The organism is Ramlibacter agri (genome assembly GCF_012927085.1).
GTDB classification, from domain to species: domain Bacteria; phylum Pseudomonadota; class Gammaproteobacteria; order Burkholderiales; family Burkholderiaceae_C; genus Ramlibacter; species Ramlibacter agri.
The window spans coordinates 67057-92275 of the sequence record NZ_JABBFX010000005.1; the positions used below are offsets into that span (position 1 = coordinate 67057).

The following is a 25219-nucleotide window of genomic DNA, read 5'->3' on the forward strand; positions in this document are numbered from 1 at the left end:
GAGCCTTCGTCAGCCCCGCGCCAACGCCAGCACCTCGCGCGCCTGCGCGGCGGACGCATCCGCGCCCGCCCAGGCCACGAACTGGTCCGGCCGCACCAGCGTGAGAGCCGCTGCGTAGCGCGCGGCTTCGCCGGCAGCCTGCTCTTCCACCACCGTCAGAGGCAAGCCTGCCGCGTCGGCAGCGGCAACGAAAGCCTGCACGGCCTCCGGCTTCGCGCCCACGGCCAGCAGCGTGTAGCCCGCGCCCATCTCTTCGAACACGTTGCGTCCGGACTGCAGCGCCGCTGGCGCCAGATGGTGGCCCGCGCGTGCTTCGAACTTGTGCGATCCCTTCGAGCTGGGCGATCCGCCTGGCGTCGCCACCACCGGCGAACCTTCGTAGTTCGGCTCGAAGGCATGCACCTCGCCCACCGCACCCTGGGCGCGCTGCTGCCATTGCTGCTCGAACGCGGCCAGGTCGCGCACGGGGTTGTACGCATCGAGGAAGGCGCTGTCGTCGTCGATCGACTTCGCGATGAAGTCGCGGATGGTCGACTGGAACACCGGCCGGCGCTCTGCGTCGTACGAGTCCAGCAGGCGCTCGCCGCCCCAGCCGCGCAGCGTGGCCGCCAGCTTCCAGCCGAGGTTGCGCGCATCTTCCAGCCCGGAGTTCACGCCGTAGCCGCCATAAGGCGGATGGCTGTGCGCTGCGTCGCCCGCGATGAACACGCGGCCCTTGCGGTACGAATCCGCCAGCATGAAGCGCAGGTCCCAGAAGCCGATGTGCTCGAACTCCATCTCGAAAGGCGCGCCGACGGCTTCCTGCACGTAGGCCTTGAAGTCGAAGTTGTCGGCCGTCGTGCCCGCGGGCACCGGCGCGTGGAAGAACCAGGTGGTGCCCAGGTCGACGCGGCCGAAGAACTTCCAGTAGCCCTTCAGCTCCGGCTGCAGCACGTTGTAGTAGGACTTGCCGGGGTACTTCGCCAGCAGCTCGTGCAGCTGCGTCGAGCGGAACACCAGCAGCACCATCATGCGGTCGTGCGCGGTGCGGGTCTGCGTCAGGCCGGCCTGCTCACGCACGCGCGAGCGGGCGCCGTCGCAACCCACCACGTAGGCGGCGCGCAGCACGCGCTTGCCGCTGCCGCCCTTTTCGGCGATGGTGATCGCCACGCCGTTGGCGTCCTGCGCCACGGCTTCGCAGTCCCAGCCGTACAGGGTCTGCACCGAAGGCAGTTCGGCGGCGCGAGCGCGCAGCACGCCTTCGGTCGCGTACTGCGGCAGGCGCTCGTTGGCGGTGTAGTAGAAGGGCTTGACCAGGTCGCGCTGCAGCCAGTCGTAGTGGTGCGGGCCCAGCAGCGTGCCGTAGGCGGTGAGGCCGCCGATGCCATAGGACGGCGGGATGGTGCGCGCCGCGCGCAACTGCTTCTCCGCACCCCAGAAGTGGAAGTGCTCCATCGTCCGCTGGGTCAGGTTCTGGCCCTTGGGGATCGGCTGCGGCTGCGGGTAGCGTTCCACCACCACGCAGCGGATGCCGCGCTGCCCCAGTTCGATGGCCAGGCCCATGCCCACGGGGCCGCCGCCGACGATCGCGACTTCGGCGTCGTATTGCTGTTCACTCATTCCGTACTTACTCCGCCGTGATGCCCTGTGCCTTGATCAGGTCGGCCCAGCGCTTGGCGTCCGCGACGATCAGCTTGCCGAACTCTTCCGGCGTGCTGTGCGCCGGCGTCATGCCCTGGGCCTGGAAGGCTGTCGCCACGGCGGGCAGGGCGAGAATGTCCTTCAGTTCCTTGTTGACGCGCTCGATGAAAGGCTTCGGCGTGGCCGCCGGAGCCAGCACGCCGTACCACATGTCGACGTTCAGGTTGCCCAGCTTCAGCGTGTTCAGCGGCGGCACGTCGGGCAGCAGCGGGCTCGGCTTGTCCGAGCTGATGGCCAGCGCCTTCAGCTTGCCGGCCTTCACCTGTTGCAGCGCCACGTGGATCGGCAGGAACATCACGTCGATCTGGCCGCCGATCAGGTCGGTGACGGCGGGCGCCGTGCCGCGGTAGCTGATGTGCGTCAGCGAAATGTGTGCCTTGTTCTTCAGCAGTTCCATCGCCAGGTGGTGCGGCGTGCCGGCGCCCGGCGAGCCGTAGTTCAGCCGCCCCGGGTTCGCCTTGGCACGCGCGATCACGTCCTGCAGCGAGTTGAGGTTCTTGTTGGGGTTGGTCACCAGCAGCAACTGGCCCCAGCTGGTGAGGCTGACCGGCGCCAGGTCCTTGACCGGATCGAAAGGCAGGTGCGGGTACAGCGCCCGGTTCATCACCATGGTGTTCACGGTGACCAGCAAGGTGGTGCCGTCCGGGGTGGCGCGCACGACATCCTGGGTGCCGATGTTGCCGGACGCGCCGGCCTTGTTCTCGACGTAGAACGAGCGCTTCATCCGCTCGGACAGGTGCGGGCCGATCGTGCGGGCGATGATGTCGATGCCGGTGCCCGGGGTGAAGGGCACGAGCAGGCGCACGGAGGTGGAGTCGGACGCCTGGGCGCGGACGAAAGGTGCCGCGACGGTGGCGAGGCCGCCCAGCACGAGGCTGCGGCGCTGGATGTTCAGGGTCATGGTGGTCCAAGTCCAGGGGAAGGGACAATTACAAGCTACTTCCTTGACGGGGATCAAACGGAAGTTTCTGATGAACTCCTCAAACAAACTGATCAATGTCACCAGCCGCCAGCTGCACGCCTTTCTGGAGGTGAGCCGGTTGCAAAGCTTCGCCAAGGCGGCGGAACGCATTCCGATGTCGCCATCGGGCATGAGCATGCTGGTGAAGGAGCTGGAGGAGCAAGTGGGCGCCCGCCTCTTCGATCGCAATACGCGCTCCGTCACGCTCACCGATGCCGGCCGGCGCCTGCTGCCGGTGGCCGAGCGCATCCTGGACGAATTGCGGGGCCTGGGCGACGTGATCGGCGGCACCGAAGCGGCCGTGCGCTCGCGGCTGGACGTGGCGGCCACCCCCACGGTGTCGACCAGCCTGCTGCCGGAGGTGATGCGCGATTTCGCCGCCAGCCACCCGCAGGTGCGCGTCCACCTCGCCGACGTCGACGTGATGACGGTGCGGCGCAAGGTGCTGGAAGGCGATGCCGACATCGGCCTGGGCTTCTTCATCAAGCCGGCGGCCGGCCTGGTGCGCGAGCCGCTGTGCAAGTTCCGGCTGATGTGCGTCAGCCCGCCCGGGACGGGCCCGCGAGGCGTGGGGCCGGACCGGACCTGGCGCAGCCTGGCGAACCTGCCCCTGGTCAGCCTGCCGCCCGACAACCCGATCCAGGCGGTGATCGAGACGCACCTGGCCGGCATCGGCCGCGCCAACGAGGACCGGCCCACCATGAACCTGATCGGCACCCTGATCGGCATGGTGCGGGCCGGCATCGGACACGCCATCGTGCCTTCGTTCGCCCTCGACGAATGCCTGCGCCACGGGCTGGATGTCGCCATGCTGGAAGACCCGGTGGTGCACATCGACCTGTTCGTCGTCTCGCGCCGCGGCGCCGAGGCCAAGGCGGCGGCGCTGGCCTTCGCGCAGGCGGTGAAGGAGGCCGCGGCGGCCGAGCCGGCCGTGAATTCCGGGCTGCGGAAAGTGCGGAAATAGCGCTTTGCGCGGGCCGGCGCGGCGGCCATCATGCGCGCCATGGACTACGCCCTTCCCGCCGCCGACGGCTACCACGTCGGCGTCTTCATCAAGACCACTTCGCCCCAGACCGTCGAACTGCTTGGCGGCACGGGCCTGGATTTCGCCGTCATCGATGCGGAGCACGCGCCCTTCGACCGCACCTCGCTCGACCTCGCCATGCTGGCGGGCCGCGCGGCGCAGCTGCCGCTGTTCGTGCGCGTGCTGGAGCGCAATGCCTCGGGCCTGCTGTCCGTGCTGGACATGGGCGCGGCCGGCGTGCTGGTGCCGCACGTGGACACCGCGGAGCAGGCGCGCGAAGTCGTGGCGCACTGCCGCTATGTCGGCGGCGACCGCGGCTACTCCAGCTCGCCGCGCGCGGCCGGTTACGGCGCGCTGGGCATGAAGGAAGCCATTCGCCGTGGCGACCGCAACGTGGTGGTCGCGCAGATCGAAAGCGCGCAGGCGGTGGAAGAGGCTGCCAACATCGCGGCCGTCCCCGGCGTGGCGGGCCTCTTCATCGGCCGGGCCGACCTGGCGCTCTCCATGGGCCTGGACAACGCGCAGGACGAGCGCGTGGGCGCCGCGACCGAACGCGTGATCCGCGTCTCGCTGGCCGCGGGCAAGGTGGTCGGCATGTTCGTCGGCAGCACGGCGGAGCGTGAAAAGTACCGCGCGCTGGGCGTGAGCTGGTTCGTGCAGGGCTCCGACCAGTCGCTGCTGCGCCAAGGCGCGCAGGCGATCGCGCGTCCGCGTCAGGCCTGAGCCTGCAAGTCCTGGAGGCGCGCGCTCACCTGCTGCGCGACCTCCTGCAAATCCGGCAGGAATTTTTCCACGGCCTGCTCCGGCTTCATCGTCGACGCGAAGAAGGTGAGGCCCAGCGAAGCCGCGACGCCATGGCGGTCGAACACCGGCACGGCCAGCGTGTTGGAGGCCGGGCCCGCCTGCGGGTCGCGGGTCGCGTAGCCGGCCTGGCGCACTTCCGAGAGGAGCGCCCGCAGGCTGGCCGCAGCACGCGCCGGCTGGTCCTCGGGTTCCGCCGAAGCCGCCAGCATTTCCAGCAGCGCGTCCTGCTGCTCCGGCGCGCAGAAGGCCAGGAAGGCCCGTCCCATCGCGCGACTGGCCAGGCTCAGCTTCATGTTGATCGTGGAGTGGCGCAGCGCCAGCGGCGACAACGGGATCGTGCTGTAGCGCACCACCATCACGCTGCCTTCGAGCACTGCCAGCGCCGTCGGCCAGCCCACTCGCACGGTCAGCGCGTCCATCAGCGGCGCGGCCGCCTCCACCACCATAGGCTCGCTGTGGTAGCCCGAGCTGAGCGTGCGCACGCCCGAGGTGAGGAAGTAGGCGCCGTGCTGCGGCGCGTGCCGCACGATGCCCAGCGACTCGAAGGTCCGCAGCATGCGCACGATGGTGGACTTCGGAAAGCGCGTATGCGCATGCAGCACGTCCACCGTGGACACGGGCTGCCGGTTCAAGGCCTGCAGCAGCTGGATGGCGCGGGCCACCGATCGCACGGGGGGAGAGGTCGTCACGCGCCGGATCATAGCCAGCCCGCCGCGAAATTCCGCAGGCTGGAAAGCTGCAAATCATCGATGGCGCCCTGGCGGGGGCGCTCCTACCATTCGCCCCACTGAACGCACAAGTGGAGACAAGACCCATGGTCCACAAGAATCGCCGCCAGGCCGTGCGGGCCCTGGCCGGGGCCGCTGCCCTGGCCGTCCTTCCGTTGGCCCGCGCGCAGGCCAGCTGGCCGCGCGGTCCGGTGAAGCTGGTCGTGCCTTTTCCCGCCGGCGGCTCCACCGATGCCTTTGCCCGCCTGCTGGCGCGCAAGCTGTCCGATTCGCTGGGCCAGCCCTTCGTCGTCGACAACAAGCCGGGTGCCAACGGCAACATCGGCGCCGGCTTCGTGGCCTCGGCGCCCGCGGACGGCAATACGCTGATGCTGTCCACCACCGGCCCGCTGTCGGTCAACAAGCTGCTCTATAAGAGCACGCCGTTCGACCCGCAGAAGGACTTCACGCCCATCGCGCTGCTGGCCGACGTGCCGCTGCTGGTGGCCTGCCATCCTTCGCTGCCAGTGAAGGACCTGAAGGAGCTGATCGCCTACTTGAAGGCCAACCCGCACCAGGTGTCCTATTCCACCGGGGGCAACGGCTCCATGGGCCACCTGTCGGCGGAGCTGCTGCAGCGCGCCACCGGCACCTCCATGATCCACGTGCCTTACAAGGGCTCGGCCGGCGCCTTGACCGACCTGGTCGCCGGCGTGGTGAAGCTCAGCTTCGACCTGGTGCCCACTTACCTGGAACAGATCAACGCCGGCAAGGTCCGTGCGATCGCCGTGCTGGGCCCGCAGCGCACCCCCAGCCTGCCGGGCGTGCCCACCTTGCAGGAATCGGGCTACAAGGCGGTCGCGGTCGGCTGGTACGGCCTGGTCGGTCCCAAGGGCCTGCCGCCGGCGGTCGTCGCCAGCGTCAACAAGGTCGCCAACGAGTTCCTGGCCAGCACCGAAGGCCGCGCCCAGCTGCAGACCTTCGGCATGGGGCCCATCGGCGGCAAGCCCGAGGCGCTGAGCGCTTTCGTACAGTCCGAGATGGACAAGTGGCGGCCCATCGTCGAACCGCTCGCGTCCACCATCATGCAGTGAGTTCGATGCCCCTGCTGCCCACCCACGTCGACGCACCGGTCGTCGACTGCCACGCGCACGTGTGGAACCAGGACATGCCGCTGGCCGCCACGGCCTGGCACCGCCCACCGGGCGAGGCCACCATCGAGCAGTACGTCGCCACGCTGGACGCGCACGGCGTCACGTTCGCTGTGCTCGCCGCGGCCAGCATCCACGGCACCTACAACGACTACATGATCGAGGCCTGCCGCCGGCACAAGCGCCTGCGCACCACGGTCATCCTGAAGCCCGACGCGCCGCTGCGGCAGATGAAGGAGCTGGCCGCCAACGGCGCCGTCGGCGTGCGCCTGCAACTGCGCAACGTGAAGGACGTGCCCGACCTCACCAGCCCCGAGTACCGCCAGTTCCTGGGCCGCATCGCCGACCTCGGCTGGCACGTGCACCTGCACGACGACAGCTTCCGCCTGCCCAACTACCTGGACGCGCTGGAAGCGTCCGGCGTGAACCTGGTGGTGGACCACTTCGGCCGTCCCGACCGCGGCATCGACGAACCGGGCTTCCAGCGCGTGCTGCGCTCGGTCGAAAAAGGCCGCACCTGGGTGAAGCTGTCCGCATCGTTTCGCCTGCCTTCGGAGGACCTGCGCGTGCAGGCGGCCAACACGCTGCTGCAGCATGCTGGCCCCGAGCGCCTGCTGTGGGGCAGCGACTGGCCCTTTGCCGCTTTCGAGACGACCATGGACTACGGCCAGGCCGTCGCCAGTCTGCAGCGCCTTGTGCCGGACCCGGTGGCGCGCCGCCGCATCGGTTGCGAAACGCCTCTCAAGCTTTACTTCACCTGAGGACCATGGACAAGCAGCAAAGCCTCGCCCTGCGCCAGGAACTGGAATACCTGGCCATCGATTTCTGGCACGAGGTCGACCACCACGGCGGCCGCGACGCGGCGCGCTTCTACGTCGACGACTGCATCTTCGAGACGAGCATCCGCGAATACCGCGGCCGCCAGGCCATCCACGATTTCTACAACCGCCGGCAGGCGCGCGGCGCGCGCGTGTCGCTGCACGTGGTGAACAACTTCCGCATCGAACACCTGGCCGAAGACCGCGTGCGCTGCGAATATGTCATGAGCCTGTTCGCCGCCGACGGCGAGCCGGTGCTGCCTTCGCGCCCGCCCATCATGGTCGCCATCGCCGACGAAGTGGTGCGGCAGCAGGCGGACGGCTCCTGGCTCTACGAATCGCGCCGGCTCAAGCCGCTGTTCCGCGACGACACACCGACCACCGGCTGAAAAGAATGTACGTCGATCCCATCAAGACGCCGGGCTTCCGGCGCACCATCTTCAACGCCATCGTCGCGCCCCGGCCTATCGGCTGGATCAGCTCGATCGGCGCCGACGGCAAGCCCAACCTGGCGCCGTTCTCGCAGTTCAACCTGGTCTCCACCTCGCCGCCGGTGGTGATGTTCGCCTGCAACCAGCCCGCGGACCGGCAGGAGAAGGACACCATCGTCAACGTGCGCGAGACGGGCGAGTTCGTGGTGAACCTTGTCTCCTGGGACCTGCGCGAGCAGATGAACATCACCTCCACGCCCAGCCCGCGCGGCGTCGACGAGTTCGAGCTCGCCGGCCTGGCCAAGGCGGAGTGCCTGCAGGTGAAGGCGCCACGCGTGGCGGCCTCGCCTGCCAACCTGGAATGCCGCGTGCTGCAGATCATCGAGATCGCGCCGGAATTCCCGGGCGAGACGCCCAGCACCGTGGTGTTCGGCCGCGTGCTGGGGCTGCACCTGCGCGACGACTGCATCGACGCCGATGGCCGCTTCGACACCGTCAAGGCGCAGCCTACCACGCGCCTGGGCGGCAACCAGTACGCCGGCATCGGCCCCGTGGTCGAAATGGCTTCCCCCTTCGCCCGCCGCACCTGAGCGGGCCCGGCCCCAACGTTCCAAGAGGATCCCCATGGCTCAATCTCCCGAACCCCTGCGCGAGCGCGGCTTCGCCGACTTCTCCTCGCTGCCGGCCGAAACGCAGGGCCAGCAGCGCCGCTGGCTGATGCGCGCGCAGAACTTCACTTGCGAATGGTTCGAGTGCGCTGCCGGCGACGCGGGCTTCGCCTTCGAGAGTGAATTCGAAACGCTGCTGCTCGCAGCCAGCGGTGCCCTGCGCATGGCAGGCACCACCGTGCCCGCCGATGCCTTCGCCATCGTGCCCGCCGGCCGCCACGTCGTGCAAGGCGATGCGGGCGCCATCGGCCTGCTGATCGCGTCGCAGCGCGCCGACACCGCTGGCCGTCGCATCCTCAACGCGGACAGCTACGCGCAGCCTGACGCGCGTATCTCGCCCACCGGCCGGCCCTTCAAGCGCAAGCAGGCGCTGGCCAAGCCGCAGGTGCTGCCCATTTCCGAAGTGATGGCCTCGCCGGACAAGCCGCGCCTGAAGATGCTGCAGACCGAGACGCTCAGCATCAACATCGTCGACTACAGCGGCCCGCGCGACCGCACGGCGCTCAGCCCGCACAGCCACAAGGACTTCGAGCAGGCATCGTTCGCCGTGCACGGCAACTTCGTGCACCACCTGCGCACGCCCTGGGGCAGCAACGCCGACCAGTGGCGCGAGGACGAGCACGTGCAGGCGCCGTCGCCTTCGATGGTGGTCGTGCCGGTGGAAGTGATCCACACGACCGAAGGCAGGGGCGAAGGCCGCCACCTGCTGCTGGATGTGTTCTCGCCGCCGCGCTTCGATTTCATCGCCAATGGCTGGGTGTTCAACGCCGGCGACTACGAGAAGGTGGCGGCATGACCATCCGCGTCGACGCGCACGCGCACGTCTACGACCTGCAGAAGTACCCGTTCAGCGAGACCAGCGGCTTCCACCTGCAGGACAACGAAGTCGGCACGGCGGAACAGTTTGCCGCGGTGCTGGATGCGCAAGGTTTCACCCACGGCTTGCTGATCAACCCACTGGGTGGCTACGGCACCGACAACAGCTGCCTGCTGGACGTGCTGGCGCGCTTCCAGGGCCGCTTCAAGGGCGTGGCCGTGGTGGCGCACGGCACGCCGGAGGCGGAGTTCGACCGCATGGCGCAAGCCGGCGTCATCGGCCTGCGCTTCAACCTCAGCTTCGATGCCAGCCCCACGCCTTTTGCCGAAGGCGCGCAGCGCACCTTGCAACTGGCGCGCGAGCGCGGCTGGTTCGCCCAGGTGCACTACCACCACGGCGCCAAGTTCATCGAGGCGCTGCCGGTGCTGCGCAATTGCGGCATGCCCATCGTGGTGGACCACTGCGGCCGCCCCGTCGCCTCGGAAGGCCTGGACCAGCCCGGCTTCCGCGCGCTGCTGGAACTGGGCCGCGAAGGCAATGCCTGGGTCAAGCTCTCGGGCGCCTTCCGCTTCGGCGGTCCCTTCCCCTATTACGACGCCGACCCCTACGTGCACGCGCTGGTCGACGCCTTCGGCATCGACCGCTGCGTGTGGGGTTCGGACTGGCCCTTCCTGCGCGCCTCGCACCGCGTGGACCACGCGAGCCTGCTGGTGGCGCTGGAGCGCTGGCTGCCCGATGCGGCGGACCGCCAGAAGGTGCTGGGCGACAACCCCGCGCGCCTGCTCGGACTCGTTTGAAGAAACCCGGAGACAAGATGCAAAGACGTAACTTCCTCGCCGCCGGCGCGCTGCTGCCCGCTGCTTCCGCCTGGCTGCCCGCGCGCGCAGCCGACTGGCCCGCCAAGCCGATCCAGGTGATCGTGCCTTACGCCGCCGGTGGCGCCGACAACTACATCCGGCCGCTGCAGCCGGCGCTGGACAAGAAGCACGGCATCACCCTGGTGATCGAGAGCCTGGGTGGCGCCGGCGGCACCATCGGCTCGGGCAAGGTGAAGCGCGCGGCCGCCGACGGCTACACGCTGCTGTTCTGCGGCTCCGGCGCGCTGACCATCGCGCCGCGCCTGCAGGAAAGCGGCGCGCCGGGGCCGGCGGAGTTCACGCCCATCATGAACCTCACGACCATTCCCTACGTGGTCGCGGTGCGCAAGGACTCGCCGATCAAGACCGGCAAGGAGTTCCTGGACTTCATCAAGAAGAACCCGGGCAAGCTCAATTACGGCACGCCGGGCACCGGCAGCGCGCCGCACCTGGGCATGGAGGCGCTGGCGAAGGAGCTGGGCACCAGCATGACGCACGTGCCTTTCGCCGGCATCTCGGCGGCCGTGCAGTCGCTGCTGGGCGGCCACATCGACGCCGTGCTGGGCGCGCCCAGCAACGTGCTGCCGCAGGTGAAGGCCGGCGAGCTGCGCGGCCTGGCCGTCACCTCGAAGAAGCGCTTCCCCTTCGCGCCGGACCTGCCGACGATGGCGGAACTGGGCGCGGACGTCGACGTGGTGACCCATTTCGGCTTCCTCGGCCCCAAGGGGCTGCCCGCGCCGGTCGTGCAGAAGCTGGCAGCGGCGATCCGCGATGCGGCTGCCGACCCGGCTTATGTCACCGCCATGCAGAACCAGCAGACGCCGATCGACCTGCTGTCCGGCGAGGAGCTGGCCAAGGCCCTGGCTCAGGAAGAGTCGCGCTTCGCGCCGGTGATCGAGCCGCTGCGCAAGAAGTAGGACCAGGAAGCGGCTGCGCGCGGCGCCGGAACGGCTACCGCGCGCAAGCCCAGGCCATGCCGCACCAGGTCGAAGGGCCGCGGCAGCCCGAGCAGCGCGCACAGTTGTTCCCGGGCGGCCAGCACTGCGTTGGCCTCGGCCACCGAATGCGGCGAGATCGGCCGCGAGAGCGCATCGCGCAGGTCTTCCTTCAGGTTCAGCGCGCGGGTGAAAGTCGTGATGGCCGCGCCCGCCTCCTCCAGCTGCGCGCGCATCTCCTTCTCGTATTCCGGCGGCGTCAGCAGCAGGATCTTCGTCAGCCAGCGGTCGTCCACCGAGATGGCGTTCGTGTTCTTCTGGCTCAGGAACTGCTGCTCGCGCAGTGGCAACAGCCGCACCGAAGTGAAGCTCAGGCTGGGTGGCACCAGCGTGTCGATCACTCGCACCGTCTTCCAGTGGCCGAACCGCTGTTCGGCCGGCACGAAGGGGCCGAGGCCCGCGAGCAGCGACGCGATGGCGGCCCGGTCGATCACGCCGGCGGCTTGCCGGCTGGCACTTGCGCTGAAAAGAGGCATCGCTGCGAACCGCGCCTGACTGGCTACAGGCCTCCGGGGCTCGTGGCCGCGAAGGCGCCGTCGCCACCGACCTGGCGGCGCAGGTCGTCGTCGCGCAGGGCCAGCAGCCGCTCCAGGTCCGCGCGCGCGTCCTCGCTCTTGCGCTGGATCACGACCGGGCCTTCGATGACGTCCGCGCCGGGGCGCGTTTCGCGTGCCGCTTTCGATGGCTGGGCGCGTTCCGGCGGCGGGGCGGTCCAGGTCGAAGGATGCGGCAGGGGCTCGCGGCCGACGTGGTCAGCGAAGGCGAAGCTCCAGGAAAAGCCGGAAAACCAGGTGTCGGCGCTCGGGTCGAGCGCCCTCAGCCGCGCGAGCAGGTCGCGCTCGAGGGCCACAGCGTGCAGCGGCAGCCGCGGGTCGGCGTGCCGCAGCACCAGGCGCATGTGCAGGCCGGTTTGCTGGCCCTGCCGGGCCGCGCGCAGGACTTCCGCCGTCAGCCACGCGGCCGGGATGCCGTTGCGGAACAGCGAGTCGCGCAGCACCAGGCGCAGCAGGTCCTTGCGTGAACCCCGGCTCGTGCTGCTTTCCGGGCCCGCGGACGTCGGGGACTCGGATGCCTTGCTGGCCGGCGTGCCGCTGCGCCGGAAAAATGCGAGAAGACCCATGTATTTCAGGCGAGCTTCATCACCTGGGTCTGCAGTGCGGGGTCGACCGCCGCGCCGCCGGCGGCCGCCGGCCGCTGGCGCGACTTGAACCACAGGAAGCTTTCGGCCTGGTCCGGGCCGAAACTCGCCGCCGGCTCGCCGAGCCAGTAGGCGCTGCCGGACGCGGTGAAAGCAACGGGCGACTTCCGCGCCCCCATGAAGCGGATCTGGACCACCGGCGAGGTGATGATGGTCTTGCCATCCGGTTCGCCGGGACGGTTGTGAGCCGCGCCCACGATCCGGTCGTGGCCGACGACGGACCAGCCGTTGATGAAGGGGTGGCGGATGCCCGTGGAATTCGGGGCGGCGGCGACGCGCTCGGCGTCCTCGGTGCAGATCATGGGAAGTACAGCCGTTCTTGTTGTTGGATATGCAGGTGACTCCTTAGGGAGTTTGCCTAATGGCAAGAGGAGTTGCAACACTTCGTTACGAGCTGGGCGAGGAATTCGTCACGAAGGAGGAGCTTTCGGCCCCCGTGCAAGAATCCGCGCGTGCGCCCGCCCCGCCGCCATCGCTGGCTTCCCGCGTTCTGGCTTGCCCTTGCGTTCGGCGGCTGGATCGCCTTGGTGCGGCTGGAGATCGCGGACCTGCAGGACGCTTTCGAGACCGATGCCCGCATCGCGCACCGGCTCCTGAGCCAGCGCGCGGTCCAGCACGACGCGATCCTCGCGACCCTGGCGTTGCTGCAGCCGCCGGATTCCCCCGAAGCCGGGGCGCAGCGCCTGCCGGCGCTCTATCCGCAGATCCTTTCGGTGCAGCGCCGCGATGCGGGCGCCGCCTGGCCGGATGCTGCGCTCGCGGCCGCCGAAGCGCAGTCGCGCGCGCTGCGCCGCGCCGTGCTCGCCGATGCAGACTTCGCCGCCGGCCGCTACCGGCTGGTGAGGGCGGCGCAGCCGGCCAGCTTTGCCGCGCAGTTCGACCTGCGCAAGCTGGTGCCCTGGCCCGAGTGGCCGATGGACCCGCAGCGCAGCCCGGTCGCCGTGCGGCTGGAGCAGGGCGGCCAGCGCTTCACGCTGCAGCCGGGGGGCGACGCGGGCGGGCCCTGGTCCTTCGACTTCCGCAAGCATCTCGAGACCGACAGCCAGCCGTTCGACGTGGTCCTGCAGCGCAGCGTGGGTTGGGCCGAGTTGCCGTGGCAGCGGATGGTGCTGTGGGGCCTGCTGGTGGCGTTGCTGGCCGCCGCGGTGCACTGGCTGCTGCGGCAGCGCGCGGAGCGCGCACGCGCCGAGGAACTGCTGCGGCTGGGCCAGGTCGCGCGCCTGGATGCGCTGGGTGAACTGGCCGCCGGCATGGCGCACGAACTGAACCAGCCACTGGCGGCGGTGCTGGCGAGCGCGCAGGCGGCGCGCCGGCTGCTGGACGAAGAGCCGGCCGATGTCGACACCGCGCGCACCGCCATGCGCCAGGCGGAGGAACAGGCGCGGCGCGCCGCCAGCGTGCTGGCGCGCCTGCGGCGCGGCGTCGAGCGGCCGTCCGCTGCCGCTCCGCTGCAGCCGGTGGTGCTGCAGGATGCCGTGCGCAATGCGCTGTACCTGCTGGAGCCGGAGTTCAGCAAGCGCGCGGTCGCGCCGCAGTTCGAGGCGGGCGCCGAAGCGCTCGCCGTGCAGGCGGAGCCGGTCGCGCTGGAACAGATCATCCACAACCTGCTGACCAACGCGCTGCAGGCGCTGGACCAGGTGCCGCCGAACGAGAGGCAGTTGTCGGTGCGGCTGCAGTCGCAGGCGGGGCAGGGCGAGCTGACGGTGGGCGACAGCGGGCCGGGCATCGCGCCGGAACTGCTGCCGCGCATCTTCGAGCCCTTCTTCACGACGCGCGAGAACGGCCTGGGCCTCGGCCTGAGCCTGTGCGAGACACTGGCCGCCAACATGGGCGGGCACATCGGCGTGCAGGCGCGCTCGCCGCGCGGTGCGGCCTTCACCCTGCGCCTTCCGCTTGCCGCATGAACGCAACCTTGTCTCCGCTGATCCACCTGGTCGATGACGACGAGGGCGTGCGCAGCAGCCTGGCCTTGCTGATCTCCACCGTGGGCCTGCGCGTGCAGGACTGGGCCGACCCTCAGCGCTTCCTGCGCGAGTTCCCGCGCGGCGACATCGGCGCCATCGTGCTGGACGTGCGGATGCCGGGCGTCAGCGGACTCACCGTGCTCGATACCTTGTTGCGCGAAGGCGTGGACCAGCCGGTGATCATGCTCACCGGCCACGGCACGGTGGACATGTGCCGGCGCGCCTTCAAGGCCGGCGCGGCGGAATTCCTGGAAAAGCCGGTCGACGACGAGGTGCTGCTGGAGGCGCTGCAGCAGGCGGTGCGGCAGCACGTGAAGTCGCGCGAGCGCCTGGCCGCCGACCGCGCCGCGCGCGAGCGCTACGCGCAGCTGTCGGAGCGCGAGAAGGAGGTCGCCGGGCTGATCGTCGAAGGCCTCACCAACAAGGAGGCCGGCCGCGCGCTGGCGCTGTCGCCGCGGACCGTGGAGACGCACCGCGCCAACCTGTTCGCCAAGCTGCAGGCGGAGTCGCTGGCTCAGCTGATCCGGCGCTACGGGACCGTGATCGACGAAGACCAGGCTCCGTAGTTCTACGGAGCGGCGCGCGTAGCCGTCCGCATTCACGCGCAGCGCCGCAATTCCTACAGTTCTCCCACCCCCAACAGGAGAACCCATGCGCTTCATCGTTTCCGTCCTCGCCCTGTCCCTCACCGCCGCCGGCGCCGCCCATGCCCAGGCTGTGCGCACCGAACGCAATATCTCGCTGGCGCTGGGCAGCCAGCTCGCGACCGAGGCGGTGAACGCCTGCGCCGCCAACGGCTACGCCGTCGCCGCCACGGTGGTCGACCGCGCCGGCACCGTGCGCGCCCAACTGCGCGCCGACAATGCCGGCCCGCACACGCTGGCCTCCAGCGAGCGCAAGGCCTGGACCTCGGCCTCGGCGAAGAACAACACGCAGGCCATGATGGAAGGCGCGCAGAAGAACCCCGGCGCCGCCAACCTGGTGTACCTGCCCGGCTTCCTGCTGCTGGGCGGGGGCGTGCCGGTGAAGGTGGGCACCGAGACCATCGGCGCCGTGGGCGTCGGCGGCGCGCCCGGTGGCAACCTGGACGAGCAGTGCGCCATGGCGGCGCTGGACAAGGTCAAGGGTCAGCTGCAATGAAGCTGCTGCGCGGCATCGCTCTTTGCGCAGCGCTGGCCGGTGTTTGCGCGGTGCAGGCGCAGGTGGCGCCTTCCACCGCGGAGGCGGCCCGCTACCAGGGCCTGCATGCGGCGGCGCAAGCCGGCGACGCCGCGCGCATCGCGACGTTGGCGGCGCAGGGCGCCGACCTCGAGGTGCGCGACGACCGCGGCCGCACGCCGCTGCACGTGGCCACCTTCGCGCGCCAGCGCGGCGCGATCCAGGCGCTGGCCCGCGCCGGTGCAAACCTGAACGCGCTGGAGCACGACCGCTACGACGCCGTGACCATCGCCGCCGTCGCCAACGACGAAGAGACGCTGCGCCTGCTGCTCGCGCTGGGCGCGAGCGCGAAGCAGGTCACCAGCCGCTACGACGGCACAGCGCTGATCGCCGCCGCCCACCTGGGGCACTCCGGCGTGGTGCGGCAGCTGGTCGCCGCCGGTGCGCCGCTGGACCACGTGAACAACCTGCACTGGACGGCAAGCATCGAATCCATCGTGCTGGGCGATGGCGGCCCGCGGCACCAGGCGACCTTGCAGGCGCTGGTCGACGCCGGCGCGAACCTGCAGCTGGCCGACCACGACGGCCGCACGCCGCTGCAACTGGCGCAGGCGCGCGGCTACGCCGACATGGTGAAGATCCTGGAGAAGAAATAACTACAGCTGCACCGGCTGCGTGCGGGCGAAGGCGTCGCCGTCGCGCGCCTGCCGGCGCATGTCTTCATCGCGCGTGGCCAGCAGCCGCTCCAGATCCGCGCGGGCATCGGCGGCCTGCGCCTGGATGACCACCGGGCCGGCGATGACGTCCGCGCCCTGCCGGGCTTCCGGTTGTTGCGTAGGCGGCGCGGGATCGGGAGGCGCCGCGGTCCACGAGCCCGGATGCGGCAACGGCGGGCAGCGCGAGGCGTCCGGCAGGCCGAATTGCCAGGAGATGCCAGCGAACCAGATGCCGGCAGTCGGGTCCAGCAGTTGCAGCCGGCCGAACATGTCCTGCTCCAGCGCGACCGCGTGCAGCAGCAGGCGCGGATCCCAATGCTTCAGCACCATCCGCAGGTGCAGGCCTCGCTCATGGTCGCGGTGGACGGCACGCACCACCTCCGGCACCACCCAGGTCGGCGGGATGCCGTTGCGGAAGAGCGCATCGCGCACCACCAGCCGCAGCAGGTCCCGGCGCGTGGTGTTGCTGACAGTGGTCTGCACACGATCCGCTTCGGCGCGCTGCGCGGCCGAGCTCCGACGAAACAGGAAGTCGAGGAAGGGCATGCGGACTCCGGGACTGTCGGTGGAGTGTTCGCCTGATCCCGGATCCGCTGCGTAAAGTTGTCAGCCCCGCCAAGAATTGGGTCGAACGGCCGCGTCGGCTGCTTCCTACGCCACGAAAGGCGTACCCGGCAGCCGGTGTCCGGCGCCGCTGTGGCACCTTGGGCAAAACCACAGCCATTCGACCGTCGGGAGGTCGCCATGCTCGAATCCATCCGCAAGCTGCTGGGCGCCGGCCTGGTTGGCCTGCTCGCCCTCGGCACCGTCGCCGCGCGCGCCGATCCGCCCTATCGCGCGGTCCGCCTCGCCTACGAAAGCGGTACCGTCAGCTTCTCGCCGGCAGGCGACACGGACTGGGCGCGCGCGCCGCTGAACCAGCCGCTGGCCACCGCCGACCGCCTGTGGGTCGACACCGGATCGCGTGCCGAGTTGCAGTTGGATGGCGCCGCGCTGCGCGTGGGTGAAGGCACCAGCGCCTCGGTGATGAACCTGGACGACCGCATCGCGCAGTTGCGGCTCGAGCAGGGCAGCGTGAGCTTGCACGTGTGGCACATCGGCTCCGGCCAGGCCATCGAGATCGACACGCCGAACCTCGCGTACTCGATCCGCCAGCCGGGCAATTACCGCATCGACGTGAATCCCGGCGACGCCTCCACCGCCGTCCTGGTCCGCAGCGGCTCGGCCGACGTGTATGGCGAAGGCGCGTCGTTCCGCATGGGCGCGGGCGATGGCTACCGCTTCTACGACACCGCCCTGCGCGACTACGAGCGCTTCGCGGCCGGGCCGCCGGATGCGCTGGATCAGTGGGCCGCCACGCGCGATCGCCGCTGGGAGCATTCCGCTTCGGCGCGCTACGTGCCGCGCAACATGATCGGCTACGAAGACCTGGACGACTACGGCAGCTGGCGCGACGCGCCCGGCTACGGCCATGTGTGGATCCCCTCCCGCGTGGAGGCCGGCTGGGCGCCTTACCGCGACGGGCATTGGGCCTGGGTCGATCCCTGGGGCTGGACCTGGATCGACGACGCGCCCTGGGGCTTCGCAAGTTCGCACTACGGCCGCTGGGCCCGCGTCTCCGACCAGTGGGCGTGGGTGCCGGGGCCAGCGAGCGACACGCCCGTGTATGCGCCGGCGCTGGTGGCCTTCGTCGACGTGCTGGCCGCAAGCGCCGCCAGCGCCCCGGCGGTCGCGTGGTTCCCGCTCGCGCCGCAGGAGGTGTACCGGCCCGCCTACCCGGCCAGCCGCGAGTACTTCACGCGCGTGAACACGAGCAACACCGTGGTCAACGTCACGCGCATCACCAACGTCTACAACACGAACAACGTGACGAACGTGGTCTACGCGAACCAGCGCGTCCCGGGCGCGGTGGTCGCCGTGCCGCGTAATTCCTTCGTGCAGTCGCAGCCGGTTGCGCGGCAGACGGTGGCCGTGCAGCCGGCGCAGGTCGCCGCGGCGCGGGCCACACCGGCGCCGCCGGTGGCGCCTGTGCACGCGAGCATGGTCGGCGCGGCTCCCGCGTCGCGCCAGCCGCCGGCCGCCTCTGCGCAGCATCCGGTGGTGGCCCACACGGCGCCGCCTGCGCGGCCGACGCCGATGGCCGAGAGGCTGGCGGCCTTGTCGGCGCAGCCGGGGCGCGTGCCGCCACCGGCGGCGCCACCCGCGGCGGCCGCTCCGGCGGTGGCCGTGAAGCTGGCACAGCCGACGCAGACGGCTGCGGTGACGGTCACCGCGCCGCCACCAGCGTCGCCGAATGGCCGCGCCGCGGAGCGGCATGCGGCGAGGGCGCCGGCGGGTGCGGCCGCATCCGCTCCCGTGGCCGCTGCTTCCAGGCCGGCGCCCGCTGCTGCGGCGCCTGCGCAGGCCGCGGCTCCGCGCGGCGAGAACCGCCAGGCCCAGGCCGCGCCCGCGGCACGACCGGGGACGCCGCCGGCGGGGCCGGCGGCGGAGGCGCGACCTGCACCAGCGCAAGCTGCAACGCCAGGCGCGCGACCCGCTCCGGCGCAGGCCGCCGCACCATCCGCACGTCCGGCGCCCGCGCCAGCCGAAGCACCACGGCCGGCTCCGGCGCAAGCTGCGGCACCGGAAGCACGTCCCGCTCCGGCGCGAGCCGAAGCGCCAGCAACGCGGCCGGGGCCAGCGCAAGCCGAAGCACCAGCAGCGCGGCCAGGTCCAGCGCAAGCCGCGGCGCCGTCGGAGCGACCTGCTCCGGCGCAAGCCAGCGCGCGTCCGCCCGCTGTTGCTGCGGCGCCTTCGCGTGAGGCGCCGCCGCATCCGGCGCGCGCGACACAGCTACCGCAGCGCGCTGAAGAGGCTGCGCGGCTCGGTGCCGCGGCATCGCCCGCCGAGCCTGCCCGTGCCGCAGCCGCGCCAGCCGCTCCTGTCGTCCGCGAAGCGGTGGCGCCGGAGCCGCATCGCAGCGCGCCACCGGAGCATGCGGCGCAAGCTCCGCACCCGCCGGCGATGGCCGAACGCGCGCATGAACCTCCTGCGCGCGCGCCCGCACCGGAGCCGGCAGCGCATCCGGCGCCGCCCCCGCCGCAGGCGGCCGCCGTTCCGGCGCAGCACGCGCCTTCTCCGGTTGCTGCCCGTCCCGAAAGCCACGAACCGCCGCCACCAGCGAAGGCCGCGGAGCGTCCGGAACACGTCGCCGAGACGCCGCCGCATGCCAAGCCCGAGTCCGAGCCCGCGCAGCCGCGGCGCGAGCACGCCAGCGAAGCGCGCGGCGGCTGATCCCGGAGGATCAGGAAGGCGCCCGCAAAGCAAAAGGGCTTACGCCGGTGTCGGCGTAAGCCCTTGAGGAATGTGGTGCGGCTGGCGGGGATCGAACCCACGACCCTTGGCTTCGGAGGCCAATACTCTATCCACTGAGCTACAGCCGCGTGAGCCGCCATTGTACCGGCTCGCCGCCGGCCAGGCCGCCACGCAGCTGCCACAGGCGCAAAGCCACGTGGATCTCGAGCGAGCGCACGGACTGGCCCCAGTCGCCCAGCAGGTCCTGGATCGTCGCCAGCCGCTGGCGCGCGGTGTTCACGTGGATGCCCAGGTTCTGCGCAGCCAGCGTAGCGTTCTGGTTGCAGTCGAAATAGCTCAGGAGCGTGGCGGCCAGCTCGGTGCCGCGCTTCTGGTCGTAGGCCGTGATGGCGCCGATGGTGGTGTCCAGGAAGGCGCTGACGCTCGCCGCATCGTGCGTCTCGAACAGCGTCGTATACAAGGTCAGCTGCGCCTGCGGCACCAGCCGCCCGCGCACGCCCATGCGTTCCAGCACAGGCAGCGCGCGCCGCAGGGCCGCATAGGCGGCCGGCAACCCGGTCGGTTCTTCCAGCGGGCGTGACACGATCCCGCCGAAGCCGTTACCCAGCGCCTGGCCCGCCAGCTCCGCGATGGTCCGGCGCACCTCGTCGACGCGCTCCATCGGTGCGAGCAGCGTGAACACGCCGTCGATGTCGTCGAACAGCGTGCTGGCGAACAGCTGCGTCGCCCGCAGGCGCCGCGCCACCTGCGCCGCCTGCGACTTGCCGGCATCGACCACGACCAGCGCGCAAGCCTGCGCCAGGTCGACGCCGGCCCGCTTGGCCTGCTCGCACAGCAGCGGCAGCTCGTCCTGCCGCGGCGTGAGCAGGGCGCGCAGCAGCGTGGAACGGTCGTGGCGCTGCGCCGCTTCCATGCGCTCGCGCGAGAGCAGCACGATCGCGATGATGGTGGTGCTGCGCTCGAAGTTGCGCACGGCCATCTCGTCCAGCTCGCCCGGCACGAACAGCAGCACCGAGCCGAGCAGCTCGTTGCCGCCGGCCACCACGTTCAGCCGGCAGGTCTCGCCGCCCGCCGCGAAGGCGACGACGGAGCGCCCGTTGCGCCGGCTCTGGCGCGCCGCCTGCGCCAGTTCGCTGCTGTGGGCGCCGTGCGGTGCGTAGGCGTTCGCGCCGTTTCCTGGATATCCCTCGGCCGAAGAACGCACGATCACCTGCGCTGCCTCGTCCAGCACCAGCAGGCTGCCGCCCATGCGCGTGGCGATGGCCTGGCAGAGGTCCTCCAGCGAGGCGCCCTGCGCCAGCAGCGTGGTCAGCTGCTCGTGGGCCTCGGCGGCGCGTTGCACGCTGCGCGCGTGCGCTTCCAGTTCCGTCCGCGCGGCTTGCGCGCTCGCCAGCGCGGCGCTCGCCTGCTCGAAGGCTCTTGCGTTCTTGATCGCCAGCGCCGCGTGCGTCGCCAGCGTGCTGAGGATGGACAGGTTCTGCGCGCTGTGCGTGCGGTGGTAGCGGTCGGCGACGAACAACGCGCCGATCACCTCGTCTTCCCACACCAGCGGCACGCCGGCCACCGCGGCCATGCCTTCGTCGCGGAAGGTCGCGTCCAGCGCGGCGTCGTGGTGGAAGCGCTGGTCGTTCAGGTAGTCCGGCGTGGTGAAAGGCAGGCGCGTGGACGCCACCACGCTGACGATGCCCAGGTGGCTGGTCGCCACCATGTGGCCGGTGCCGCGCGCCAATGCGCCATCGGCCGCGACCACGTGGAAGCCATCCAGCTGCTTGTCGTAAGTGGAGAGCCACGCAACATGCGAGCCGAGCAGCCGGCGCGAACGCGAGACGATCGCATGCAGCAGCTCGTTCAGCTGCAGCCGGCTGGTGAGGTCGCGCGCGGATTCGATCACGGCCAGCAAGCCGCTTTCGCGCTGCTGCCCCAGGTCCAGCCGGTTGCGCACGGCCATGCCCATGCGCACGCGTTCGGCCAGGCCCGCCTTGTCGCGCGTGTCCGGCAGTTCGCCGACGCGCGCCAGCAGCGCGGCGAAGTCGTCTGCCGGCGCGCCCTGGTGCAGCAGCTCGACCAGCTCGTAAAGGATGTCTTCCGTCACGTCGGCAGCGGCGACGGCGGCCATGGCTTGCTCCTTATTCGCGGCAATCGCAGGCAGGCTAGCAGAGGGCGGGGCGCAGCAGCGTCGGCACTTTCCCGCCGATGAGGAGCAAGTTCAGGGTTTCCCCGCGGTCGTCCGCGCACACCGGCGGGAGCGCGCTGATGTGCGCGCTGCACATTTGCAGGGCGCCGCGCTTCCGCAACAGTGCAGGCGCATGAGCACACTCGATCTGCTGAGGCCGCAGCCGGGCCTGAGGGTTCTCGTCACTGCCGGCGCCGCAGGCATAGGCGCTGCCATCGCATGCGCCTTCGCCGAAGCCGGCGCCCGCGTGCATGTCTGCGACGTGGACCGCTCGGCGCTGGATCGCCTCGCCACCGAAGCACCGGGCATCTCGTCCAGCGTCGCCGACGTGGCGATCGAGAAGGACGTGCACGTGGTGTTCGACGATGTCCTCAACACGCTGGGCGGGCTCGACGTCCTCGTCAACAACGCAGGCGTGGCCGGCCCCACCGGCGCCATCGAAGGCATGGACGCCGGCCACTGGGAGCGCACGGTCGCCGTCAACCTGAACAGCCAGTTCCTGTTCGCGCGGCAGGCGGTGCCGTTGCTGAAGGCCTCGCGCTCCAACCCCTGCATCGTCGCCATGAGCTCGGTGGCGGGACGTTTGGGCTATGCGTATCGCACGCCGTATGCGTCGACCAAGTGGGCGATCGTCGGCATGACCAAGTCGCTCGCCATCGAGCTCGGTCCGCAAGGCGTGCGCGCCAACGCCATCCTGCCCGGCACGGTGGAGGGCGCGCGCATGGAAGACGTGATCGCCGCGCGCGCCTCCACCTTGGGCGTGTCCGTCGAGGCGATGCGCTGGGAGTACGTCCGCAAGTCTTCGCTGCGCCGCATGGTGACGGCCGAAGACGTCGCGGCGCTGGCGCTGTACCTGTGTTCACCGGCCGCACGCAACGTCACCGGGCAGGCGATCAGCGTCGACGGAAACATCGAATACCTCTGACGAGGCTTTTCACCACCAACAGGAGACAAGGTATGAGACAGACATGCAAACGCTCGCTCTGCGCCATCGCTGCCACGGCCCTGTTGGCCGGCTGCGGCGGCAGCGGCGGCGACACGCCCCGGCCGCTGGCCTGCGCCGACCTGGCCGGCATGACGATTCCTGCCGAGGCCATGGCCTTGCCCACGAGCGGCGGCACCGTGGCCACAGCCACTGTCGTCGCCGCATCGGGCAGCGGCGCATCGGCCGTGCCGGAGCACTGCCTGGTCTCGGCCAGCATCGCGCCGGTGGACCCGGCGGCGCCCAAGATCATGTTCCGCGTCGCGCTGCCGACCGCGTGGAACTCCAAGGCCTTGATGATGGGCGGCGGCGGCTTCGACGGTTCCATCCCCGCCATCACCGGCAACATCTCGAACGGTCCTGCCGACCAGCCGACGCCGCTGGGGCGCGGTTACGCCACCTTCGCCAGCGATTCGGGCCACCAGGCCAACAGCTATGCCTCGCAGGACGGCACCTGGGGCCTCAACGACGAAGCCACGCGCAACTTCGGCGGCGACGCGCTGAAGAAGACGCGCGATGCATCCGTGTTCCTGATCCGCAAGCGCTACGGCACCGGGCCGTCGCTGGCGTATTTCGCCGGCGGCTCCACGGGCGGGCGCGAAGCATTGACCTCCATCCAGCACTGGCCGCGCGACTGGGACGGCGCCATCGCCTGGTACCCGGCCTGGAACGATGCCGCGGCGCTGCTGGGCGGCCATCGCATGAACCGCGCACTGGCGCAGCCCGGCGCCTATCCCAACCAGGCCAAGCGCGCCGTGCTGTATCGCGCGGCCATGGAGGCGTGCGACGGCCTCGACGGCGTGGTGGACGGCCTGGTCAGCAACCAGGCGGCCTGCAACGCGCGCTTCGATCCTTCGACCGCCACCGTGGGCGGCCTGCCCTTGCGTTGCGCCGGCGGCGCGGACACGGGCGATGGCTGCCTGTCCGATGCACAGATCGCCGCGCTGAAGACGATCAACACCGCGACGCATTTCAACTTCACGCTGGCCAGCGGCGAGACCGGCTATCCGGGCTACAACGTCTGGGGCGCCGACCTGGGGATGACGTCATCGGCGGCCGTGCAGCCGGTGGTGACCTTCCTCGCGCTGGGCACCAGCCAGCCGGTGATCCCCATGCCGCGCAGCGCGCCTTACATCAGCGTGCTCACCGACCAGTGGATCCAGTACGTCGTCACGCGTGCGCCCGGCTACGACTCGCTCTCGCTCGACCCCGAGAACCCCGGCCTCTGGGGCGCCCGCATCAGCGACCTGAGCAAGCAGCTGGACACGCCCACCGATCTCTCGATCTTCCGCGCGCGCGGCGGCAAGCTGCTGCTGGCGCATGGCGTGCAGGACGTGCTGGTGAGCACCCGCGCCACCGAGGACTACTACCAGCGCCTGCGCACGCAGTTCGGCGGCGACACGGACGGCTTCGTCCGCTACTACGAAGTGCCGGGCCTGGGGCACGCGGTGAGCTCGGTGTTCAACGCCACCTGGGATTCGCTGACCGCATTGGAACAATGGGTGGAGAAGGGGAACGCGCCGAGCGGCCAGGTGACGACCGACACGGTCGGCGTCCCTGGCCGCACGCGGCCTCTGTGCGACTACCCGAAATGGCCGAAGTACAACGGCAGCGGCGACGTGAACAAGGCAAGCTCGTTCAGTTGCGCGGACTGATCTGGCTTGCGATGGATCGATGGCGATCGGCCTCCGCCCGCAGCGCATCACCATCCTGGTCCAGGGCCGGTGCTGCAAATGCGGGCGAAGCCGGCGTGCGCCCGAAGTCCCACGCGCCCGCGAAGCCGCGATAGCCGCCAACGACCGGATGCTCGAAGCGCTGGATCAAGCCCTCGGCCTGCACCTGCGGGAAATCGAACATGTCCTCCACGTCGCGCGCGGCGGCGCAGGGGACTTCTTCGCTGAACAGCGCTTCCCACTCCAGCGCGCTGCGCGCAGCCAGCGCCGCATGCAGCTTCGGCACGATCTCCTGCGCGTGCTGGGCGCGCTTGCGCACGCTGTCGTAGCGTTCCACCAGCAGCTCCTGCAGTCCCGTCTTTTCGCACAGCGCCTGCCAGAAGTGCGGCGTGTTGGCGGAGATGTAGAGCCAGCCTTCGCGCGTGGGGTGGATGCCGGTGATGCCGCCGGAGCGCATGTCGCGGCCGCCGACGTCGCGCGGTTCGCTGTCGGCCCAGACCAGGCGCGCCGATTGCATCGACAGCGCCGAGCGCAGCAGCGACACGCCGACGTACTGGCCTTCGCCGCTTTGCGTGCGCTCGTACAAGGCCGCGGTCACGCCGCTCGTGACCAGCGAGGCCGCGTAGTAGTCCACCACGGAGCCGTACAGGATGGCGGGCGGCCCACCGGACGGGCCTTGCTGCGCCGCCATGCCGGTCATCGTCTGCAGCACCTGGTCGTAGCCGGCCTTGTCGCACAGCGGCCCGGCCTCGCCGTAGCCGGTGACGGCGCAGTAGACCAGGCGCGGATTGATCGCGCGCAATTGCTCGTAGGCGATGCCCAGGCGCCCGGGCACTTCGGGGCGGAAGTTGTGCACCAGCACGTCGGCCGTGCTGGCTAGCGCTCGCAGCCGCTCCAGGTCTTCGGGCTTCTTCAGGTCCAGCACGACGCCACGCTTGCTGCGGTTGACGCCGAGGAAGGCGCGGCTTTCGGCAGCCAGCGTCGACGGGTACTTGCGCAGGTTGTCGCCGGCGGGAGGCTCGATCTTGATCACCTCGGCGCCCATGTCGGCCAGCAGCGCGCAGCCGTAGGGGCCGGCGATGTAGGCGCTGAGGTCGAGGACGCGGATGCCGGCCAGCGGGCCGGTGGGCTTGGGCATGCGGGGCTCC

General features: G+C 70.5%; 25 protein-coding genes and 1 tRNA gene. 16 read left to right on the forward strand and 10 right to left on the reverse strand.

What is annotated here, in order from left to right; all coding sequences use genetic code 11:
- Positions 1-9 precede the first annotated feature (9 nt).
- Both HHL11_RS32280 and HHL11_RS32285 read right to left on the reverse strand, forming a co-directional pair.
- Entirely contained in the window at positions 10-1599 is a 1590-nt protein-coding gene (locus tag HHL11_RS32280; protein ID WP_169422750.1) for an FAD-dependent monooxygenase, read from the reverse strand.
- Positions 1600-1606: 7 nt separating this feature from the next.
- On the reverse strand, positions 1607-2581 hold the full coding sequence (locus HHL11_RS32285) for a tripartite tricarboxylate transporter substrate binding protein (RefSeq protein ID WP_169422751.1): 975 nt from the start codon (positions 2579-2581) through the stop codon (positions 1607-1609).
- Between the two features lie 70 nt (positions 2582-2651).
- On the opposite strand from HHL11_RS32285, the gene HHL11_RS32290 reads away from it, so the two are divergent.
- Positions 2652-3605, forward strand: coding sequence for a LysR family transcriptional regulator (locus HHL11_RS32290; RefSeq protein ID WP_169422752.1), 954 nt, complete (start codon positions 2652-2654; stop codon positions 3603-3605).
- 39 nt (positions 3606-3644) lie between these two features.
- Complete coding sequence (locus tag HHL11_RS32295) at positions 3645-4388, forward strand: HpcH/HpaI aldolase family protein (RefSeq protein ID WP_240980527.1); 744 nt, start codon at positions 3645-3647, stop codon at positions 4386-4388.
- Here the strand turns inward: HHL11_RS32295 and HHL11_RS32300 are convergent.
- Positions 4379-5158, reverse strand: a complete 780-nt coding sequence (locus HHL11_RS32300) for a DNA-binding transcriptional regulator (protein WP_169422754.1) — start codon at positions 5156-5158, stop codon at positions 4379-4381. The two genes, HHL11_RS32295 and HHL11_RS32300, sit on opposite strands and share 10 nt — an antisense overlap.
- Positions 5159-5283: 125 nt before the next feature.
- On the opposite strand from HHL11_RS32300, the gene HHL11_RS32305 reads away from it, so the two are divergent.
- Genes HHL11_RS32305 through HHL11_RS32335 form a run of 7 tightly spaced genes read left to right on the forward strand, consistent with a single transcriptional unit; the run spans position 5284 to position 10835 of the window.
- A complete protein-coding gene (locus HHL11_RS32305; RefSeq protein ID WP_169422755.1) occupies positions 5284-6270 on the forward strand; it encodes a Bug family tripartite tricarboxylate transporter substrate binding protein in 987 nt (328 codons plus the stop codon).
- A 5-nt stretch (positions 6271-6275) separates the two neighbouring features.
- On the forward strand, positions 6276-7088 hold the full coding sequence (locus tag HHL11_RS32310) for an amidohydrolase family protein (RefSeq protein ID WP_240980531.1): 813 nt from the start codon (positions 6276-6278) through the stop codon (positions 7086-7088).
- Positions 7089-7093: 5 nt separating this feature from the next.
- Positions 7094-7534, forward strand: a complete 441-nt coding sequence (locus tag HHL11_RS32315; RefSeq protein WP_169422757.1) for a nuclear transport factor 2 family protein — start codon at positions 7094-7096, stop codon at positions 7532-7534.
- Between the two features lie 5 nt (positions 7535-7539).
- Positions 7540-8166, forward strand: coding sequence for a flavin reductase family protein (locus tag HHL11_RS32320; protein ID WP_169422758.1), 627 nt, complete (start codon positions 7540-7542; stop codon positions 8164-8166).
- A 34-nt stretch (positions 8167-8200) separates the two neighbouring features.
- On the forward strand, positions 8201-9040 hold the full coding sequence (locus HHL11_RS32325) for a cupin domain-containing protein (protein WP_169422759.1): 840 nt from the start codon (positions 8201-8203) through the stop codon (positions 9038-9040).
- Positions 9037-9858, forward strand: a complete 822-nt coding sequence (locus tag HHL11_RS32330; protein WP_169422760.1) for an amidohydrolase family protein — start codon at positions 9037-9039, stop codon at positions 9856-9858. The genes HHL11_RS32325 and HHL11_RS32330 overlap by 4 nt, the downstream gene beginning before the upstream one ends.
- Positions 9859-9875: 17 nt before the next feature.
- Positions 9876-10835 (forward strand): tripartite tricarboxylate transporter substrate binding protein, encoded by a 960-nt coding sequence (locus tag HHL11_RS32335; RefSeq protein ID WP_169422761.1) that lies wholly within the window; start codon positions 9876-9878, stop codon positions 10833-10835.
- Here the strand turns inward: HHL11_RS32335 and HHL11_RS32340 are convergent.
- The 3 genes from HHL11_RS32340 to HHL11_RS32350 are packed head-to-tail and all read right to left on the reverse strand — an operon-like array spanning position 10784 to position 12413.
- Entirely contained in the window at positions 10784-11389 is a 606-nt protein-coding gene (locus HHL11_RS32340) for a hypothetical protein (RefSeq protein ID WP_169422762.1), read from the reverse strand. The two genes, HHL11_RS32335 and HHL11_RS32340, sit on opposite strands and share 52 nt — an antisense overlap.
- Before the next feature lie 23 nt (positions 11390-11412).
- Positions 11413-12033 carry a hypothetical protein gene (locus tag HHL11_RS32345; RefSeq protein WP_169422763.1) on the reverse strand — a complete coding sequence of 207 codons (621 nt, stop codon included), beginning with the start codon at positions 12031-12033 and terminating at the stop codon, positions 11413-11415.
- Positions 12034-12038: 5 nt separating this feature from the next.
- Positions 12039-12413, reverse strand: coding sequence for a hypothetical protein (locus HHL11_RS32350; RefSeq protein ID WP_169422764.1), 375 nt, complete (start codon positions 12411-12413; stop codon positions 12039-12041).
- A gap of 150 nt (positions 12414-12563) precedes the next feature.
- Here HHL11_RS32350 and HHL11_RS34900 point away from each other — a divergent pair, with 150 nt between their 5' ends.
- From HHL11_RS34900 to HHL11_RS32370, 4 genes are all read left to right on the forward strand, one after another.
- A complete protein-coding gene (locus HHL11_RS34900; protein ID WP_169422765.1) occupies positions 12564-14015 on the forward strand; it encodes an ATP-binding protein in 1452 nt (483 codons plus the stop codon).
- A complete protein-coding gene (locus HHL11_RS32360) occupies positions 14012-14641 on the forward strand; it encodes a response regulator transcription factor (RefSeq protein ID WP_169422766.1) in 630 nt (209 codons plus the stop codon). The genes HHL11_RS34900 and HHL11_RS32360 overlap by 4 nt, the downstream gene beginning before the upstream one ends.
- 85 nt (positions 14642-14726) lie before the next feature.
- A complete protein-coding gene (locus HHL11_RS32365; RefSeq protein WP_169422767.1) occupies positions 14727-15215 on the forward strand; it encodes a GlcG/HbpS family heme-binding protein in 489 nt (162 codons plus the stop codon).
- Positions 15212-15889, forward strand: coding sequence for an ankyrin repeat domain-containing protein (locus HHL11_RS32370; protein ID WP_169422768.1), 678 nt, complete (start codon positions 15212-15214; stop codon positions 15887-15889). The genes HHL11_RS32365 and HHL11_RS32370 overlap by 4 nt, the downstream gene beginning before the upstream one ends.
- On the opposite strand, the gene HHL11_RS32375 is transcribed toward HHL11_RS32370, so the two are convergent.
- The gene (locus tag HHL11_RS32375) at positions 15890-16495 is read right to left on the reverse strand and encodes a hypothetical protein (RefSeq protein ID WP_169422769.1); all 606 of its coding nucleotides are present in this window, start codon (positions 16493-16495) and stop codon (positions 15890-15892) included.
- Between the two features lie 198 nt (positions 16496-16693).
- Here HHL11_RS32375 and HHL11_RS32380 point away from each other — a divergent pair, with 198 nt between their 5' ends.
- On the forward strand, positions 16694-19222 hold the full coding sequence (locus tag HHL11_RS32380; RefSeq protein WP_169422770.1) for a DUF6600 domain-containing protein: 2529 nt from the start codon (positions 16694-16696) through the stop codon (positions 19220-19222).
- A 73-nt stretch (positions 19223-19295) separates the two neighbouring features.
- Here HHL11_RS32380 and HHL11_RS32385 read toward each other — a convergent pair.
- Together HHL11_RS32385 and HHL11_RS32390 are read right to left on the reverse strand one after the other, a co-directional pair.
- Positions 19296-19371, reverse strand: a tRNA-Arg gene (locus HHL11_RS32385).
- On the reverse strand, positions 19362-21359 hold the full coding sequence (locus HHL11_RS32390) for a helix-turn-helix domain-containing protein (protein ID WP_169422771.1): 1998 nt from the start codon (positions 21357-21359) through the stop codon (positions 19362-19364). Before HHL11_RS32390 ends, HHL11_RS32385 begins: the two co-directional genes overlap by 10 nt.
- Positions 21360-21549: 190 nt before the next feature.
- On the opposite strand from HHL11_RS32390, the gene HHL11_RS32395 reads away from it, so the two are divergent.
- Together HHL11_RS32395 and HHL11_RS32400 are read left to right on the forward strand one after the other, a co-directional pair.
- The gene (locus HHL11_RS32395; protein ID WP_169422772.1) at positions 21550-22341 is read left to right on the forward strand and encodes an SDR family oxidoreductase; all 792 of its coding nucleotides are present in this window, start codon (positions 21550-21552) and stop codon (positions 22339-22341) included.
- Positions 22342-22373: 32 nt separating this feature from the next.
- The gene (locus HHL11_RS32400; RefSeq protein WP_169422773.1) at positions 22374-24053 is read left to right on the forward strand and encodes a tannase/feruloyl esterase family alpha/beta hydrolase; all 1680 of its coding nucleotides are present in this window, start codon (positions 22374-22376) and stop codon (positions 24051-24053) included.
- Here the strand turns inward: HHL11_RS32400 and HHL11_RS32405 are convergent.
- The gene (locus HHL11_RS32405; protein WP_169422774.1) at positions 24037-25209 is read right to left on the reverse strand and encodes a CaiB/BaiF CoA transferase family protein; all 1173 of its coding nucleotides are present in this window, start codon (positions 25207-25209) and stop codon (positions 24037-24039) included. The two genes, HHL11_RS32400 and HHL11_RS32405, sit on opposite strands and share 17 nt — an antisense overlap.
- Positions 25210-25219 lie beyond the last annotated feature (10 nt).